This window comes from Thalassococcus halodurans (genome assembly GCF_900108225.1).
GTDB classification, from domain to species: domain Bacteria; phylum Pseudomonadota; class Alphaproteobacteria; order Rhodobacterales; family Rhodobacteraceae; genus Thalassococcus; species Thalassococcus halodurans.
Map to the genome: position 1 here is coordinate 313,750 of NZ_FNUZ01000004.1, position 17,592 is coordinate 331,341.

The following is a 17,592-nucleotide window of genomic DNA, read 5'->3' on the forward strand; positions in this document are numbered from 1 at the left end:
GGGCGGCCTTTTTCGGATTATGGTGGCGCTATGACAACCAACGTCAATCAACAGGTCAGCGAAGCCATCCGCCAACAGATTTCGGCGGCACTGAGCGCGAAAATCGATCCGGGTTTTACTGTCATCCGGTATCCGTCCGGTTTTGCCTATGTGCTGCAGTACGGTGCTTCGGCCTACTACAATCCGGCGACTTTGGAATTGATTGACCAGTTGGTGGTGTCGAATGGGGATGGCACTGCGGACATCGCCGGTAGTCGCTTTAGCAGCCGGTATTGCGATATCCTGAATGCGAGCACCTTCAATGTGTCGACAGCAGATGCCAAAGCGCAAGATGCTGCGAACAGGGAATTTTCCAAAGCCTCGGACGATCTGGTCAAGCAATTCGAAAAGGATCTGGGGCGCATCCGCAAACAGCAGCTTCAAGGCAAGGACGGCAGGACGATCGATAAGATCTTGTTCGTCGAGCAATATATTGAAGAGCATTATGTCGGCGCGGGCAAATCGTGGCCTATTTCGCTGACGGGGCTCGAGACCAAATTCTCGGGCTGGTCGCTGAAAGCACAGAACATGCGGCGCAGTATGAAGCTTCAGCAAGACGCGATGAACCTGCTGTCGCAAGCCAGCCAGAATGTGAAAGCGCCGGATCAACAAAACGGCGGGATGCAGACGGGCCCGACGGATTGGGTGCCAGCCTATAAGGGATTGCCCGATGTGACGGATCTGGCGACCAGCATCACGTCTGGAACACCGCAAATGAACGTGACGCTTGAGTTCGACAATACTGGAAACAACACGATGAAGATGCAGGTCGACAACCAGTCGATCGGACCGATCACGCCTTCGATGCTTCAGTTTTCGATCAGCGCGCAAGATGGCAGTCAGCAACGATCTGCCGAAGATCTCTGGACGGCTGCCAGCCGCGTCATCATGGATATCGATTACTGTGGCGTGACCCTTGTTTCGTCACACCCACAGGACATTGCCGATGATCTGAGCACGGGGTGGTACAGCCAAAACGTCATTTCCCAGCTTGCGCAGAAGACAGGTCAGGACGTGACGGGTTTTCAGCTTCAGAGTAGTTTGTTCGATGCCGGGACGTTGTTCGGAAAGGGAAAAACGTTCGCGCGGGTGAAGACTTTTGTCATTTCGGATGATCCCACAATCACCCTGTGGTTTTACGGGATAAACAAATCTGACGTGGACCAGAAGTTTTCCGTTCAATCAAAAGCCGAGTTGACTGTCGGTGGAATTGCGGCTTTTGGTACCAAAACAACGCAGTATCAGGTCAACAGCGTTCAGGACGATGGGGCGGCTGTGAAGGTGGTGATTATGCCGGATACGTCGCAGTCTGCCGCGCTTCCTGAAAAGCAAAGGGCGCATGTGATTGGGGGCGTTTTGGACTTTCCGTCGTGAGGAAAGGCACATACGCGGTACGTTTTTTGCGGTATGTGGCAGGTCCATTCGTATTTAATAATGTAAGGGGCTGAACGGGGGCTAGGGATGATAACCGTCGATGACCTAAAAAGTGCAAATGTTCCGCTGTTTGCGGAGTTGTCGGCTGACGACCTGAATGGAATGACGCTGGATATTCAGGAAAAGTCATTTGCGCCTTGGGAAATCCTGTTCAACCAGCAGGACACCAGCAACGATGTATATATCCTGCTGGAAGGCAAACTTCTGGCGCTTTACTGGACCGAGGCAGGACGCGAGATCATCTTTACGCGTTTCTCGGAAGGCGACTTGTTCGGTGAAATGGCGGCGCTGGATGGCGGTGAGCGTTCACTGGCTATCGTAGCACGCAGCGACGTCCGCGTGTTGGTGATGCCTCAGGCAACCTTTCTGGAGTTGTTCAACAAGGTGCCTGCGATCCGGACCTTTGTGGTGAACAGTCTTGTCGCGCGGGTGCGCCATTTGACGGCTAAAAACCTTGAGCTGACGACATTCTCGGTCGGGCAGCGCGTGGCGTCGTTCTTGATCAGCATGGCGCTGGAGCGGGATGTTCTGGAAAAGGGCGGGGTGATCAATGATGCCCCCACGCATGCTGAAATCGCCGCCAGCATCGGCGCGAACCGCGAAATGGTCAGCCGTGCGGTGACGCAACTGGTGAAGAAAAAGGCAATTCGATCCGCCCGTCAGCGGATCGAACTGGTTGATCCCGACATCCTGTCAGACGTCCTGTGATCCTAAAGGCGGTTCAGACCGCCTCTAGAAGTTTGGTGATGTGGTCGGGGCCGACAGGTCGGATACCGTTCGGGTTCAGCGCCTTGATCGAATAGTAGCCCCGCGTGATGTGATCCATATCGACCGTATCACGCACACCCGGCAGGCGCAGGATACGTTCCATATAGGCGGACAGGCGCGGATAATCTGCGATCTGGCGACGGTTGGTTTTGAAGATGCCGTAGTAGGCCGCATCAAACCGGATCAGCGTCACAAAGATACGGATATCGGTTTCTGTCAGTTGGTCGCCAAAGATGTAGTCGCCCGTCAACTTGTCTTCGAGCATGTCCAGCGTTTCAAACACTTCCGACACCGCTTCGTCATAGGCCTTCTGCGACGAGGCAAAGCCGGATTTGTAGACGCCGTTGTTCAGCTTGTCATAGACGCGCTTGTTCAGGGTTTCGATCTGATCGCCAATGGCTTCGGGGAACAGGCGCACATCCGACGGCACCAATTCTTCGAACGCGGTGTCCAGCATGCGCAGTATGTCGGCGCTTTCGTTGTTGACCATGACGTTCTGCTTCATGTCCCACAGGACAGGCACGGTGGCCCGTCCGGTGAATTCAGGATCGGCGCGGGTATAAAGTTCGTGCATATAGGTCGACCCGAACAGGGGATCTTCGTCAGCACCGGGGTAGCCGCCGAACTGCCAGCCCTGATCTGTCAGCGTCGGGTTGACGATCGTCACGGGGATCACATCCTCAAGCCCTTTCAGAGCGCGAGCGATCAGAGTGCGCGAGGCCCAAGGGCAGATCAGCGCCACATACAGACGATAGCGACCAGCCTCGGCTTTGAAGCCGCCTTCTCCGGTCGGGCCCGCGGACCCGTCCGGAGTGATCCAGTTGCGAAAGCTGGAAACCTGACGCACGAAGCGTCCGTCTTTGTCGGCCTTCTGCACCGGTTGCCAGTTTTCCTGCCATTTGCCGTCTACAAGCATGTCTTTTCCTTATCGTGCGTGGAACACGAACGACCGCATCGAAATCGACGCCAGATCAATTGTGTCCGTCATAAATGTCAGGTCATCGCCATCATCTGCCGCGCCCGACACGGTCAGTGCGGGCAGATAGTGATCGACCGTCGGATGAGCCATCCGCAGAAGCGTGCCAAGGCCGTTGCGATCTGCCAGAGCGGCAAAGTCGCGATCCTCAAGCTTATCTGCAAACAGCGTGTCGAATTCCTGCGCAAAGTCGTGGGGTTTACGGTTTTTGCCCCATTGGACCGCACCGAGGTTATGAACCACGTTGCCGGACCCGAGGATCAACACACCCCGATCCCGAAGCTCGGACAGTTTGCGCCCGATCTCAAGCTGGTAGTCCAGTCCACGGGTCATATCGATGGACACTTGGAACACCGGCACATCCGCATCGGGATAGAGGAACTTCAGAACCGTCCATGCGCCATGGTCCAGACCCCAGGTATCGTCTTCCTCGGCATGGTGGCTGGCCAACAGGCTGACCACATCCCGCGCCAATTCAGGCGCACCGTGGGCCGGATACTGTTGGGCAAACAGCGCATCGGGGAAGCCATAGAAATCGTGGATCGTCTTGGGCATTTCCGACACATCGACCAGTGTGGTGCCACGTGTCATCCAGTGGGCCGAGACAACAAGAATGGCCTGCGGACGGGGCAGGGTGCGCCCGAGTTCGGTCCACGTGCGGCTGTATTCCGTATCTTCGATTGCGTTCATCGGGCTGCCATGACCCAAAAAGACCAGAGGCATCCGGTCAGAGGGCTTCAGGCGGTCCTGCAATTGGCTCAGGTTTGTCGGAGTGATCATCTTTTTCCTCCTGCGAAGGGGTGGGGCCGCATATCAGCGACCCCATCGTATTCAGGCGAATTTGCCAAGCGCGTTGTTCAGCGCGGGGATGCGGACGGCGAAGGCGCCTGCACCCAGAAGGGCGATGCTGGTTTGGGCGGCTGCCCAGAACAGCGGGAATTCCCAGCCGCCACCTTCATTCGAGAAGGTCCAGCCGTTCCCCCAGTGAACCCAGGTTGCGCCAAGCAGCACAGGGATCAGGGCCAGCGATACCAGACGTGTCGCAACGCCAAGGATCAGCGCCAGACCGCCGCCGATTTCGGCGATAATGGTCAGGTAGGCCAGAAAGCCGGGCAGGCCGAGGCTTTCGAAAAAGCCGACAGTGCCAGCGACGGTGAACACATTCACCTTCATCAGACCGTGGGCCAGAAACAGAGCGCCGCTGGATACGCGAAGTAGGGCGGCGGCGTAGTCGGTATTTGTTGCAGTGGACATTTTCAGTCTCCTCGTGATCGGCCCCGTCATCTGGTTTCGGTTGGGGGCGTTTATGTTCTGACCTCAAATTAGGGCTTGCATCCCTTCCATGAAATGGAGAATTCATGGAATAACTATCAACGAAATGTTCCAAATAGGTCGCAGATGGATATCACCGACGAACTCAAGGCATTCGTGGCAACCGCCCAGACGGGGTCGTTCACGGCCGCAGCGGATCAACTGGGTGTCTCGAACCGGCTGACATCGAAATACGTGGCTGAACTAGAGGCACGGTTAGGTGTGCGCCTGCTTCAGCGCACCACGCGCCGTGTGGGGCTGACACCTGCGGGCGAAGACCTTCTGGCGCGCGCACCTGCCATTCTGGATGATCTGGATGACCTGTTGGCCGAAGTGGCCGAAGGGTCGCGCGGTTTCACGGGCGTGATCCGCGTGTCTGCTCCGGTGACTTTCGGTGAATCCTATGTCGTAGGGATGTTGGCGCGGTTCGCAACGGCGAACCCCGGCGTCAGTTTCGATCTGCGCCTGAGCGACAGCTATGTTGATCTGGCCCGCGATGGCATTGATCTGGCCTTTCGCATCGGACGGTCCGAGATGCTGTCACTGAAATCGCGCAAGTTAGGCGAGCTGAGTTCAATCACCGTCGTAAGCCCTGATTTTTTGGCTGAGAACGGCCCCATCAATCATCCCGATCAACTTGAAACCCTGCCGTGCATCGTGGACACAAACCGCAAGGTGCCGCGCCGCTGGGTGTATCGCGGACAAGGGCAGGATCATACCGTCACCGTTCAGGGGCGGTTTCATGTCAATTCTGCCCGTGCGGCGGCCGAACTGGCGTCAAAGGGCTTGGGCGTCGCCCATTTGCCCAGATTTGCGCTGGGCGAATTAGAGCGGGACGGATCGGTCCAATGCGTTCTGGACGACTTTCAGGGCGAAACGATCCCGCTAAGCGCGGTCTATCTGGAGGGGCGGACCTTGCCCCGCAAAATCCGCGCGTTGATTGATTTCGCATTGGAAGACATCCGCAAGTCAGACGTGATCTGACAGACGGATGACCGGCTTAGGATGCGGATTTCTTGCCCTGTTCCTTCAACGAACGGCCCTTTTCTGCCATCGCCATCACGCGTTCGGCTAATGTGACCGGATCAAAGGGTTTGGCAATCACGTCCATTGCCCCTTGTTCCAGAAACGCCTGAATTTCATTGCGCTGAACACGGGCGGTCATGAACACGGCAGGCACCTGCCGCAGATGGGGGCGGCTGCGAAGTTCGGCCAACAACTCGGGCCCGCTCATGCCCGGCATCATGACGTCCAGCAGAAACAGATCGGGCACAAGGTTCGCTGTGGCCTCAAGCGCCTCTTCGCTTGTGACGCATTGGATCAGCTCGATATCCGGGCTCAGTGCCAGAGAAAGCTGGGTAATCTCGCGAATGTCCTGATCGTCTTCAACATGCAGAATCTTGATCATGAGGCTTGCTCCAAATCATTTTGGTCTGGCGTAATGTTCGAGGCCTGCAGCTTGGGGAAGCTGACGGTAAAGGTTGATCCCTGCCCAAGTTCACTGGTGACGGACACAGTGCCACCCTGTTCTTCGGCAATGGCTTTGACAATCGCGAGGCCAAGACCGGTGCTTCGGACGGGCCCGTCCTTGTGGCGTTCAACCTGTGCGAATTTATCGAAAATCTTACCGATCATATCGGCGGGAATACCGGGGCCACTGTCGGCAACGGTGATCTCAAAGGCCTGCGCGGTTTCGCGGCCGCCCACTTTTACAGCCCCACCCGGAGGCGAGAATTTGGACGCGTTCGACAGCAGGTTGTTCATGACCTGAAGACTGCGATCAAAATCGATGAACACCATGCCTTTCAGATTTTCATCCCTTTCGATGGACACATCAAACCGTTTCGAGAAGTTCTCGTTCGCCAGTACAGCTTCGTCCAGCAGGGCGGAAATTTCATAGGCACCGCAATCGAAGGACATTTTCCCAGCCGCGATCTTTTCGATGTCCAGTAGGTCGTTGATAATGTTGATCAATCGGTCCGAGTTTCGGTGGGCGATTTCAAGGATATCACGCACCTTGCTATCCAGCGGACCGGCAGATCCCGCTAGCAAAAGGCCCATTGCTCCTTTGACCGATGTCATGGGCGACCGCAGTTCATGGCTAACGATCGAGATAAACTCGCCCCGTTGCTTTTCGGCTTCGACCCGTTCGGAAACATCATGGAAGCTGGCCAGAACATCGTTCGAACCACTCTCAGATTCCAGAAGTTGCAGTCGCGCGGCGTAGTGCCTGCCGTTCTTTTCAACTTCGCAATTCACCACGTTGTTTTTGGCGCTTCGCAGGGTGTCCAAGGCGTGCTCAAAACATTCGGTCGCGTAGATGGGGTGCACATCGCGCATGGAGGTGTCGGGATCAGCAGTATGTTCCAATCCGTGTGCGGCCTCGGCTGCGCTGTTTGCGTACTTCAGGCGAAGTGTATCCAGTTCAAAGATAAACACTTCGTCCACAAGGTAGTTCAGCGTTTTGAAAACTTCTTGAGTGACGCGCATGTTTTTGATTTCGGTAATGTCCGTCCGTACCGAGATCGCGCCGCATTGTTTGCCGAAACGATCATAGCCGGGCAGGATGGTCAGACTGGTCCAGAGCGTGCTGCCGTCTTTTTTGCGGATACGGGTTTCACCCTGCCAGCAGCCGCCAGCATCAACGGTTGCCTTCAACTCCATCCGCTGTTGGATATCTTGCACGTAATACAACATATCCACGTGCTGCTGGATGATGTCGTCGTAGTCGTATCCTGTTGTTTTCAGGAAGTTTTCATTAGCGTGGGTAATGATGCCGTTGCTGTCGGTCACGAGAACAAGGCCGTGGGTGTTCAGCGCCAAGGACTCTTGGCTGAGTTGCAGGCTTTTGGCGCGGATTTTCTTTTCGGAGCGGGCGAATTTGCGGTAGCCGATCCAAAGCGCGATCAGGCCGATGGCGGATACCAGCGGCAGATAGACGGCAATGCCATCATAGCTAATCAGTTGATGCTGCACGTCGAACAGCGCAACCAATTGCATGGCCGCAATGCCGAACACCGCAGTGTTGATGAAATTTCTGACACTCAACAACTTCATTACGATTACCCTTTCCGATCCGCTGGAAACCAGCATCGGACCTTGGGTTGACCGTACGGATCGTGGTAGTCGAATTGATGACAACAATAGGGCCATCCTGCGTCTTTGTGTGCTCAGTTTGCCTTACTGAACAAGACGAAGCGCCTGTTTTTCCGAAGAAAATGACTCTGGCATCGTCAAGCTGACCCAGAATTCGGTCATATTGTCGTCGGTTTTGCGATAGCCAATCTGACCGCTCATGCGTTCGATGATTTCCCGGGCGATACACAGGCCTAGCCCTGTGCCGCTTTTTTCGCGTGTGTCGGAATTGTCCGCCTGCGAGAAGGGCTTGAACAGCGATGGTACAAAGCTTTTGGGAACACCCGGGCCTGCATCGCGCACGTAGATGCGCACTTGCGACCCAACAGTTTCCGCACCGACCTGAATGGTTGTTCCTGCGGGGGCGAACTTACAGGCGTTCGACAGAAGGTTCGCCATGATTTGCAGCATACGGCTGCGGTCCATCGGCAATACCGGATCGTTGTCGGCTGGCTGAATGTCCACGTCGATGTTTGCGGTCTTGGCGATGGGCAGAATTTGTTCGCGGGCATCGCGCAACAGCGTATTCACGGCGATGTCTTTGTATTCAAGTCGCATATGCCCGGCTTGAACCCGTTCAAGATCGAGGATGTCGTTCACCAGTTCCGTCAGGCGATCCACGTTGGTTTGCGCAATGTCCAGAAGACGGGCAGAGGGCGCGGGTAGCGACAAATCCGGCGATGCCTTAAGCAAACCAATCGCGCCTTTCACCGCGGTGATTGGTGTGCGGAGTTCGTGGCTGACTGTGGCAATGAATTCGTTTTTTACACGGTCCATTTCACGTGACGCGGTGATGTCGATTTGCGTTCCGACCAATTTCAAGGCCCTGCCATTTGCGTCGCGGCTGGACACAAATGCATCCGACCGCATCCAGCGTGTGCCGTTGTCCAGATGGACGCGGAATTCGGTGGTGGTCCGCTCTTCCTTGCCTTGGATACAAGCAGAGTCATTGGCCTGAAGCATGCGGTAATCATCGGGATCTACACATGCTTCGAAGTATGCTTGGGCATCAAAGTCTTTCGTGCAGTCAGGGACATTCATGATGTGCATCCACATGTCCGAAACGATCGATTCCCCTGTTGCCAGATCGATTTCGAAGACCCCGATTTCAGAGGCTTGCAGCGCGAGATCCAAACGCTTTTCTGCGTTGATCGCGGCAGCCGAAGTTGCCTCGGCAATTGTGATGTCGCGCAAAAAGTAGGTGGACCGTTTTTCGCCATGGGGCGTGGTCCAGTCGTTCTTTTTCACAGAAAGGATTTTGACGCTGTCTTTGCCTTGGAACTCCAAGCGCGTCCGTGTACCGCCCTCCATTCCGGTCAGTTCAGGCACGACTGTCAGCAGGTTGGGCACATAATCGTGGCCGATTTCGAGGATCTGGTTCGACGCATCGTTCCGACGCAGGATTTTGCCATGCGCGTCGGTGATCATGATTGCCAGAAGAGGGTTGTTCAGAATGGATTCATTTTGGATCTTCTGCGCTTCCAGATCGAGCGTCTTGCGGCGGACAATCTGTTCAACGGTTTTCTGTCGTTGGGACAGGTTCTGAAGCAACGCATATAGCAGACCGGTCAGCAACAGGCCGAACACCATTACGAAAATGTAGCCGTTGCTGCGTTTGGCGGCTTCGAATTCAGGCAGGCTTTCCCATTTGATCGTCCACGTGCGTCCGTAAATCTCTAGCTGGGACTGCGTTGTGAAAAACGACGTGTGCGCCGTCTGTTCGCCTGCCGAACTGTCAAAAATCAGCATATCAGGCTCGGTCGCCTCGCCGTCATAAACGGAAAAGCTGTAGGCTTGGTTCTGCGATGGCGTCAGGTTTTCCAGCGTGCGGGCGCCGATAAAGGGTGCATAGACCCAGCCTTTGAACGCCGCGCGGCGTTGTTCTACCGTTTCGATTTCGGCATCGGGCGCATAGTACGGACGAAGCAGCAAGAAGCCGGGTGTTTTGCTGTCATCCTGAACCAGCAAGATGCGGGGCGTCAGGTGGGGTAGGCCGGTGTCGCGTGCGGCCAAAGCCGCAGTTCGGCGGCCTTCTTCGAACGAAATGTCCAGACCCAGCGCCTCTTCATTGCCGACATATGGTTCGATGTATTTGATGACAAAGCGGACATCGCGATCAGATGGGGGGTACACCCTGATGTCTTCGATGCCCAATTGGGCGGACTCATCAAGAAAGCGGTCAAGCTGATCGGCAGGGACGTATTCGATAAACCCGATGCCGTTGATGCCAGGAAGCAGTTCATCCAGCTGAAGCGAGGCCACGTAGGTTTCAACCGTTTTACGATCCGGTGTGCCTGTGACGTCAAACAACCCGCCCAGACCTTCCAACCCGACCATGTACTGGTGCAATCTGGCATCCAAAGCGTCGGTGCCTTCGGTTGCCAGAACTTCGAAATCTTTCAGCGCGTTTTCGTTTTCGATGTCACGAAAGTACAGCGACACAACAGCCGTCGTCAGCAACGCCAACAACACGGCCAGAGTCTGTAGTTTTCCACCTGCGAACTGCCCCAACGTTTCGCCCCTCATTCTTGAGTTTTTATTCTTTGGAAAACGTCTTCTTACTCGTTCCTAGATGACACAACCCGAAATCATCTGATTTTCACTATGTGACACAAATAAGTGGTCACGTATCAAATTTATACGCGCTTTGGTTGTCTGTCGATTTCTTACGCAGAGGCATCCAAAATTTCTTGGGAGGTGAGATAAACAACACGCACTGCATCAACCGAAATGTCCGAAGGGTAGGCGTACTTCGTCAAATCTTCACGCAAAATCTCTTCTGCTTGCTTGGACTGCATGCCCAATTCCGAAAAGCCGAGAGTTGCGGCTGATCCGGATATTTTGTGTAGCGCGAACAACGCGCTATCGACGGTTTCGATGCTGGATGGCGCCGCCAGAAACGCCAACAGATCAACCGAATAGCCCGACAGTCTGGTTACAAAGCTTTGCCTGATGCGCGACAGCCCTTCTTCCAGTGTGCTTTGCCCTGACATCATGCTGTCCGTCCATAAAACCACATGTTGTCAAAGTCGCGGTCCATGTCTGCTGCGGTTTGTTCGGCCTGTGTGCGTGCCACAACCAGTGCATTTTCGATCAGATCGCGACGATACCCAAGCAACCGCACCATATCACCACAACACACCCGCACAGGCAGGCCACGCGGGGTCGGAACCTGCATTTCGAGGCGGTTGATTGCGATGTTGATGTTGTCGGTCAACGACTTGCGGTTCGGAATTTTGTTTTCTTCCAGAACGCAAAGAAAGGTGCCGTTTCCCGCGTAGGACATCAGATACTGATAGGGCCGCAAATGATCGGAAATGGTTTCTGCCACATCGGCAATCAGACCGCGGAACTGAAGGCTGGTCGCAAGTTCGTGGATTTTCTCGATGTGACGGATTTGAAACCCGAACACGACAGACCCGAACAGGGACCGGCGCGACAAAAGCGGTACGTAGTTTTCCAGCGCGAAGTAATCGATCACGTTGTCGACGTCGTAGATGTGGATCTGCTCAAGAAGCCCGGGCTTGCGCGCCATGTCTTCTTCGGACGTGATATCCTCAATCTGGGCTTCAAGCGCCGCTGCACGCTTTTCTGCCTGACGGATGCGGGTCTGTAGTTCGAACACTTCGAACGGCTTGACCACATAGTCATTCGCGCCCGCGGCAAAGGCTGCATCAATGTGGCCCTTGTCCGACATGGCGGTCAGCATAACGATTGGAGTTCGTGGAAAGGCACCACTTGTGCGCAAGGCATTGCACAGGGTGATACCATCCATGCCCGGCATCTGGATGTCCAACAGGAAACAGTCAACTTTGACGTCCGGGTTCTCGGCAAGAAATTCAATTGCTTCAGCGCCGCTACCAACGCCTTTAATCGTGTGATCACCCATCGCGCGAACAACTTCGACAACAAGCTCTAAAATGATGGGATCATCGTCTACTGCTAAAATATACACTTCAATGCCCCTTATGGTTTTTCTTACAGGTTACACCAAAAAGTAGAAATGAGGCGCAAAAATGAAATCAAAACGGAAAATGTGCCGAATTTCGATTGGTGACGATTTTACAACAGTTAAAAATTAGGCGGCTGATTGTTCACGAAGCGCGCCTTGGCGGCATTCGCGCGACGAAGACGATCAAAGTGCGCGCAGCCAAATGCGATGCGGTTCTACCCCGAGTCCGTTCGTTTAAGCAGTCTTCGATTTAAGGAAGTGGTGCCCCCACACGGACTCGAACCGCGGACCTACTGATTACAAATCAGTTGCTCTACCAGCTGAGCTATAGGGGCACTGGAGGCTCTATTAGATAAAAGTTTTGGCAGGCTCAAGACCCTTTGAACAAAGAAAATGCAAGTTTTTACATTTTTTTTAATCAGCGGTCCTGACAAAGAAAAAAGCCGCAGCGATTTTTGCGCTGCGGCTTGTTTTGTTCAACGAAATCAACCGATTTCCTGAAGTCGCGTCAGGGCTGATTTTAGGATTGCTTCCTCTTCTTCCCGAGCAGTCAGGTTGTCCCGGGTTTCTTCAACCACCTCGGCGGGGGCGCTTTCTGCGAACTTGGGATTCGACAGGCGTCCCTTCAGGCCACCGATTTCCTTACCCAATTTGCCAAGCGTCTTTTCAAGGCGGGCAATTTCTTCGGCCACGTCGATGATGTCGGCCAATGGCAGACCAAAGGTTGCGCCATCCGCAGGGATCGTCACGCAGCCTTTGGGCATATCGCTGACCTTCTCAAGGCTTTCGATGCGGGCCAGACGTTTGATCAGCGTCTCGTTGTTGGCCCATGCGGCGTCGCCTGCCGCGTCGATTTCGGTCACGACCATCGGCACATATAGGCCAGCAGGCACGTGCATCTGTGCGCGAGCAGAGCGAACGCCTTCGATCAGGTTGATCACCCAGTTCATTTCGCGGTCCGCGTCGGCATCCAGCAGTTCGGCAGACGTGTAGGTCGGCCAATCGCCGTGAACCAGCATCTTCTGGCGTTCGCCCAGCGTGCCCCACAGCTCTTCTGTGATGAAGGGCATGATCGGGTGCAGCAGGATCAGACACTGGTCGATGACCCACGCCATGGTCTGGCGGGTTTCGGCCTTTTGCGCGTCTGTGCCATTCATCAGAAGAGGCTTGGACAGTTCGACATACCAGTCGCAGACCTTTCCCCAGACAAAGGCATAAAGCGCGTTGGCAGCATCGTTGAAGCGGTAACCTGTCAGCGCGTCGTCAACCGTTTCGCGAACCTTGGCGGTTTCGCCGAGGATCCACTTGTTCACAGTTTCAGAGGGCTGGGGCAGGGTGCCGTCCGATCCGATGGCTTCGTTCATTTCGGCAAAACGTGCCGCGTTCCACAACTTGGTGCCGAAGTTCCGGTAGCCTGCGATGCGGTCCTTGGACAGCTTCAGCACGCCACCGATCGACGCCATAGACGCGTTGGTAAAGCGCAGGGCGTCTGCGCCGTATTCGTCGACGATATCCAGCGGGTCGATGACGTTGCCGGTGGTTTTCGACATCTTCTTGCCCTTCTCGTCACGGACGAGCTGGTGCAGGTAGACGGTGTCGAACGGGATCTGATCCACCACGGCCAGTTGCATCATGATCATGCGGGCCACCCAGAAGAACAGGATGTCAAAGCCGGTGATCAGAACGTTGGTCGGGAAGAAGCGTTTCAGCTCATCCGTTTGCTCGGGCCAGCCGAGCGTACCGATAGGCCAGAGACCCGAGCTGAACCATGTGTCCAGAACATCGGGGTCGCGGGTCAGCTTAACGCCTTCGCCGGCTTTCTTCTGCGCTTCCTCCTCGGATGGGGCGCAATATTCATTGCCGTTTTCATCGAACCAAACAGGGATCTGGTGACCCCACCACAGCTGGCGCGAGATACACCAGGGTTCGATGTTTTCCAGCCAGTGATAATAGGTCTTTTCACCGGATTCCGGCATGATCTTGATGTCGCCATTGCGGACAGCATCCAGCGCAGGGCCGACGATTTTCGATGTCTCGACAAACCACTGGTCGGTCAGCATCGGTTCGATAACCACTTTGGAACGGTCGCCGAAGGGCTGCATGATCTTCTTGGCTTCGACCAGCGGAACCTCGACGACCTCGGGGGCTTCTTCACCCTTTTTCAGCTTGGGCTTGGGGCCAAGGCGTTCGTCGTCGGACATGGTCATGACGGCAAGGCCTTCGGCTGTGATCGCCTCGACCACCTTTTGGCGGGCCTCGAACCGGTCCAGGCCGCGATATTCGTCGGGGACAAGGTTGATCGCGTCGATTTCCTGAACGGTGAACTCTTTGCCGCCCGCATATTCAGCCGCTTTGGCCGCTTCTTCCGCATAAGGCGCACCATCGGCACGCATTGCGCCGCGTGTGTCCATCAGGCGGTACTGCGGGATGTTGCCGCGTTTTGCGACCTCGTGGTCGTTGAAGTCATGCGCGCCGGTGATTTTCACCGCGCCTGACCCAAAGGTCATGTCGGGGTATTCATCGGTGATGATCGGGATCAGGCGGCGCTGTTCTTTGGGACCAACGGGGATTTCGCAGAGCTTGCCAACGATGGGCGCATAGCGTTCGTCATCGGGGTGCACCGCAACCGCGCCATCGCCCAGCATGGTTTCTGGGCGGGTTGTCGCGATGCTGATATAGTCACGCTCTTCCGACAGGATGACGTTCCCGTCCTCGTCTTTCTCGACATAGGTGTAGGTTTCACCACCGGCGAGCGGGTATTTGAAGTGCCACATGTGGCCGTCGACTTCGATGTTCTCGACCTCAAGATCGGAAATCGCGGTTTCAAAGTGTGGGTCCCAGTTGACCAGACGCTTGCCGCGATAGATCAGGCCCTTTTCGTACATCTCGACGAAAACCTTGATGACGGCATCGTGGAAGTTGGGCGAATTTTCGTGGCCTGTGCGCGGATCGCCCGGTGCACCTGCCATGGTAAAGGCGTTGCGATCCCAGTCGCAGGAACAGCCAAGGCGTTTCAGCTGGCTGATGATCGTGCCGCCGTATTCGCCTTTCCATTCCCAGACCTTGTCCAGAAATGCCTCGCGGCCCAGATCACGACGGCCGGGCTGGTTTGTGGCCGCCAGCATCTTTTCGACCTGCAACTGCGTCGCGATACCCGCGTGGTCCTGACCGGGCTGCCAGAGCGTGTCGAACCCGCGCATACGATGCCAGCGGACAAGAATATCCTGCAGCGTGTTGTTGAACGCGTGGCCCACGTGCAAAGCGCCAGTCACGTTCGGCGGCGGGATCATGATGCAGAACGAGTCATCCCGGCTTTTGTTTGCGCCTGCCTTGAAGGCACCGGATGTTTCCCAAGCCTCGGAAATGCGCGGCTCGGCTGTTTTTGCGTCAAAGGTTTTTTCCATCGCCATCGGGCCGGAGCTCCTGTTGCGTCGGGCCGTCGGGGCCCGCAGTTGTCAGTTGGTATGTCCTCTACCGAATGGCAGCGGGAAGGAAAAGCACACCGTCAGAAAAAGCAGGGCCAAAACGCAAAAACGGCCTGAACATCATGTGTTCAGGCCGCTTCATGTCTGGCTTTCGCCGAATTCGGGTGCGGCAAGGTCAGGGAGGAGGAGAGACCTTGCCGCGAAGTCCGAAGGTCTCAAAGGGAGGAGGAGGGACCTTCAAGCTCGGTAGGAAAGAACAGCGCTTTGCGCCGATTTCCCTATGTTCGGGTGCGGCAAGGTCAGGGAGGAGGAGAGACCTTGCCGCGAAGTCCGAAGGTCTCAAAGGGAGGAGGAGAGGACCTTCAGCTCGGTTGGGATGAGCAGCGCTTTGCGCCGATTTCCCTATGTTCGGGTGCGGCAAGGTCAGGGAGGAGGAGAGACCTTGCCGCGAAGTCCGAAGGTCTCAAAGGGAGGAGGAGAGGACCTTCAGCTCGGTTGGGATGAGCAGCGCCTTGCGCCGATGTCCCTATGTTAGGTGCGACAGGATCAAAGGGAGGAGGAGATCCCGTCGCTATAAAATGAAGACCAAGGGAGGGAGGAGATAGGTCTTCAAATTTGTGGAAACAAGTTGCTTCCGAATTCTTTCCGGTGCCTTTTCGCCCCGAACGCGTCGTTTACTTCGCGTTAGCAGCTTCCAGAGCGATAGAGCGGATCATGGAGCGGTTGATGCCCAGGTCCGCCAGTTCGCGGTTGGAAAGCGACTGCAGCTCGTTGAAGGTCTGCTTGAAGACACGGCGGCGTGCCGCTGCTTCTTTGACCGATGCAACAACGTTTGCTGCGATTGCGGAGAGGCCGTTGCCCCGTGCGGAAGAGATGTTTGCTGCGAATGCCATTTTGACGTCCTCGCGATGTGTGTGTCGTTTCGTTGAGTTGAAAATGGGGGATTTGCTGCGCTTGCACAATGGACAGTACGGCAATGCTGCTATGCAGAAAATGCATGGAGGAAATCGTTTGTTTTCAATGCTGTATCTTGGTGGTGGAATGTGACGTGGGGTCACTTCTCTCTCAAAGGAGTGGCTTTTGCGCGATCGATACCGCGCAAATTGATCGTTGAATCAATTTTGCGCGCGTAAAAGCGTCGACTCATCTGATTGAGGGCGGGCTGATTCACAAAGTGTGGCTCGATAAGGTTCTAAAGGGCGCCGATAGGCAGCTGCAAAAGGGCGGATGACCTGAATGCATTATATATACGTCAGACTGCTGTGCTCTATACGCTCAGAATCTGCCTTCGCTAAGCTGCGCGGCTGACTTTATTATAAGGCTTGGTTTTAGATCCCGCCGGCTGGCGTGGAGTGGGGTGGCCTTTGTCTTCTGTAAAAACGAGATGCGTGGCGCTTGAATATGATCGCTGTGACCGGTCATGGGAATGCATGGGCGACCCTCATGGGAATGTATGGTCTGATTTGGGTTTCGGGGTGATTTGGCCATGGTCCCGTATGGGACGCGGCGCGATTCTTCGAAAAATAGGGCCGATTTTGCGCCAGAAGGCAGGGAAATCCTGACCTGTGGAAATTTTTTTGGGAAATCGTGGGTAGGGTGGTTCGGCTTTGCGTAGCACTACATATAGTATCGCGAATTCACGTTTCCGCGAAATAAGTGCGATTGAAATGTGAATCTCGTGCCTTTATTTAGTTATCCACAGGTGTGGAAAACAAGATGTAGAGCTTTCCCCTGAAAATTTTTGTTGCTTCCCATGAAATCCCGTGGCATCCCTAGTAACACGATGAGGGTCGAGTGAAGCGGATAAAAACAAAAACCGCGAAACAAAATCCCGAATAAAAACAATAAGCAGGTTTCATACAGGCCTCGCCCTTCATCGAAAAAACGGAATTCCGGCGTGCGAGCGAGCAGACATCCCCCCAGGTGGCGCGCGCGATCGGGATCCTCCCGCCCAAGCGGGACCAGGCGGCGGGTTGATCATTGGCAGCAGATCAACCCGCCGTTTTTCGTTCAGGGGGACAGGTAGAAGGGGCCGGGCACGTGGGCCGCAGGCTGAGGTTCAGAGGCGAAAGTCGGCATAAGGTCGACACTAAGGGGCGGGTGTCTATCCCAGCCTCTTTTCGTCGTGTCCTCGAAGCGGGCGATCCCGGTTGGGTTGACGGCAAGAACCCCGAGTTCGTCATCGTCTATGGTGATAGCCGCCGCAAATACCTTGAGTGCTACACGATCAACGCCATCGAAGAGGTGGACGAAAAGATCGAGGCGCTGCCACGCGGGTCCAAAGAGCGTAAGATGCTTGAGCGTCTCTTCTCGGGTCAGTCGGTTGATACATCCGTAGACGAGACAGGTCGCATCGTTCTGAGCGCGAAGCTGCGCGAAAAAATCGGTTTGTCCGGCGAGGCGTTCTTTATTGCCTCGGGCGACACGTTCCAGATCTGGAACCCCGAGACTTATGACACCGAAGAAAAAGCTATTGAAGAAGAATGGCTGGACGATCTTCCCGAAGATGTCGATCCGCTGATCTTCCTAGATCAGGTGCAGGGGGGCTAAGG

General features: G+C 55.3%; 14 protein-coding genes and 1 tRNA gene. 4 read left to right on the forward strand and 11 right to left on the reverse strand.

The window, feature by feature from the left end:
- Window positions 1–30 precede the first annotated feature (30 nt).
- Both C4S59_RS14025 and C4S59_RS14030 read left to right on the forward strand, forming a co-directional pair.
- Complete coding sequence (locus C4S59_RS14025; protein WP_103911146.1) at window positions 31–1,413, forward strand: hypothetical protein; 1,383 nt, start codon at window positions 31–33, stop codon at window positions 1,411–1,413.
- 87 nt (window positions 1,414–1,500) lie between these two features.
- Window positions 1,501–2,181 carry a Crp/Fnr family transcriptional regulator gene (locus tag C4S59_RS14030; protein ID WP_103911147.1) on the forward strand — a complete coding sequence of 227 codons (681 nt, stop codon included), beginning with the start codon at window positions 1,501–1,503 and terminating at the stop codon, window positions 2,179–2,181.
- Between the two features lie 13 nt (window positions 2,182–2,194).
- Here C4S59_RS14030 and C4S59_RS14035 read toward each other — a convergent pair whose 3' ends face one another.
- Genes C4S59_RS14035 through C4S59_RS14045 form a run of 3 tightly spaced genes read right to left on the reverse strand, consistent with a single transcriptional unit; the run spans window position 2,195 to window position 4,471 of the window.
- Window positions 2,195–3,157, reverse strand: a complete 963-nt coding sequence (locus tag C4S59_RS14035) for a glutathione S-transferase family protein (protein WP_103911148.1) — start codon at window positions 3,155–3,157, stop codon at window positions 2,195–2,197.
- A 9-nt stretch (window positions 3,158–3,166) separates the two neighbouring features.
- Entirely contained in the window at window positions 3,167–3,997 is an 831-nt protein-coding gene (gene ygiD, locus C4S59_RS14040) for a 4,5-DOPA-extradiol-dioxygenase (protein ID WP_103911149.1), read from the reverse strand.
- Between the two features lie 51 nt (window positions 3,998–4,048).
- Window positions 4,049–4,471: a DoxX family protein gene (locus C4S59_RS14045; RefSeq protein ID WP_103911150.1), complete on the reverse strand. Its 423-nt coding sequence runs from the start codon at window positions 4,469–4,471 to the stop codon at window positions 4,049–4,051.
- Between the two features lie 144 nt (window positions 4,472–4,615).
- On the opposite strand from C4S59_RS14045, the gene C4S59_RS14050 reads away from it, so the two are divergent.
- A complete protein-coding gene (locus C4S59_RS14050) occupies window positions 4,616–5,512 on the forward strand; it encodes a LysR family transcriptional regulator (RefSeq protein WP_103911151.1) in 897 nt (298 codons plus the stop codon).
- A 16-nt stretch (window positions 5,513–5,528) separates the two neighbouring features.
- Here C4S59_RS14050 and C4S59_RS14055 read toward each other — a convergent pair whose 3' ends face one another.
- The 8 genes from C4S59_RS14055 to C4S59_RS14090 form a co-directional block, all read right to left on the reverse strand.
- Window positions 5,529–5,936 (reverse strand): response regulator, encoded by a 408-nt coding sequence (locus C4S59_RS14055; protein ID WP_103911152.1) that lies wholly within the window; start codon window positions 5,934–5,936, stop codon window positions 5,529–5,531.
- Complete coding sequence (locus C4S59_RS14060; RefSeq protein ID WP_160006886.1) at window positions 5,933–7,585, reverse strand: sensor histidine kinase; 1,653 nt, start codon at window positions 7,583–7,585, stop codon at window positions 5,933–5,935. Before C4S59_RS14060 ends, C4S59_RS14055 begins: the two co-directional genes overlap by 4 nt.
- A 123-nt stretch (window positions 7,586–7,708) precedes the next feature.
- Entirely contained in the window at window positions 7,709–10,189 is a 2,481-nt protein-coding gene (locus C4S59_RS14065) for a CHASE domain-containing protein (RefSeq protein ID WP_103911154.1), read from the reverse strand.
- 140 nt (window positions 10,190–10,329) lie between these two features.
- Window positions 10,330–10,659, reverse strand: a complete 330-nt coding sequence (locus C4S59_RS14070; protein ID WP_103911155.1) for an Hpt domain-containing protein — start codon at window positions 10,657–10,659, stop codon at window positions 10,330–10,332.
- Window positions 10,656–11,618 (reverse strand): response regulator, encoded by a 963-nt coding sequence (locus C4S59_RS14075; RefSeq protein WP_160006889.1) that lies wholly within the window; start codon window positions 11,616–11,618, stop codon window positions 10,656–10,658. The genes C4S59_RS14070 and C4S59_RS14075 overlap by 4 nt, the downstream gene beginning before the upstream one ends.
- A 256-nt stretch (window positions 11,619–11,874) precedes the next feature.
- Window positions 11,875–11,950, reverse strand: a tRNA-Thr gene (locus C4S59_RS14080).
- Window positions 11,951–12,100: 150 nt separating this feature from the next.
- Window positions 12,101–15,025 carry a valine--tRNA ligase gene (locus C4S59_RS14085; RefSeq protein ID WP_103911157.1) on the reverse strand — a complete coding sequence of 975 codons (2,925 nt, stop codon included), beginning with the start codon at window positions 15,023–15,025 and terminating at the stop codon, window positions 12,101–12,103.
- Between the two features lie 689 nt (window positions 15,026–15,714).
- Entirely contained in the window at window positions 15,715–15,933 is a 219-nt protein-coding gene (locus C4S59_RS14090; RefSeq protein WP_103911158.1) for a DUF1127 domain-containing protein, read from the reverse strand.
- Window positions 15,934–17,080: 1,147 nt separating this feature from the next.
- On the opposite strand from C4S59_RS14090, the gene mraZ reads away from it, so the two are divergent.
- Window positions 17,081–17,590, forward strand: a complete 510-nt coding sequence (gene mraZ, locus C4S59_RS14095; RefSeq protein ID WP_103911159.1) for a division/cell wall cluster transcriptional repressor MraZ — start codon at window positions 17,081–17,083, stop codon at window positions 17,588–17,590.
- The last annotated feature ends 2 nt before the right edge of the window (window positions 17,591–17,592 follow it).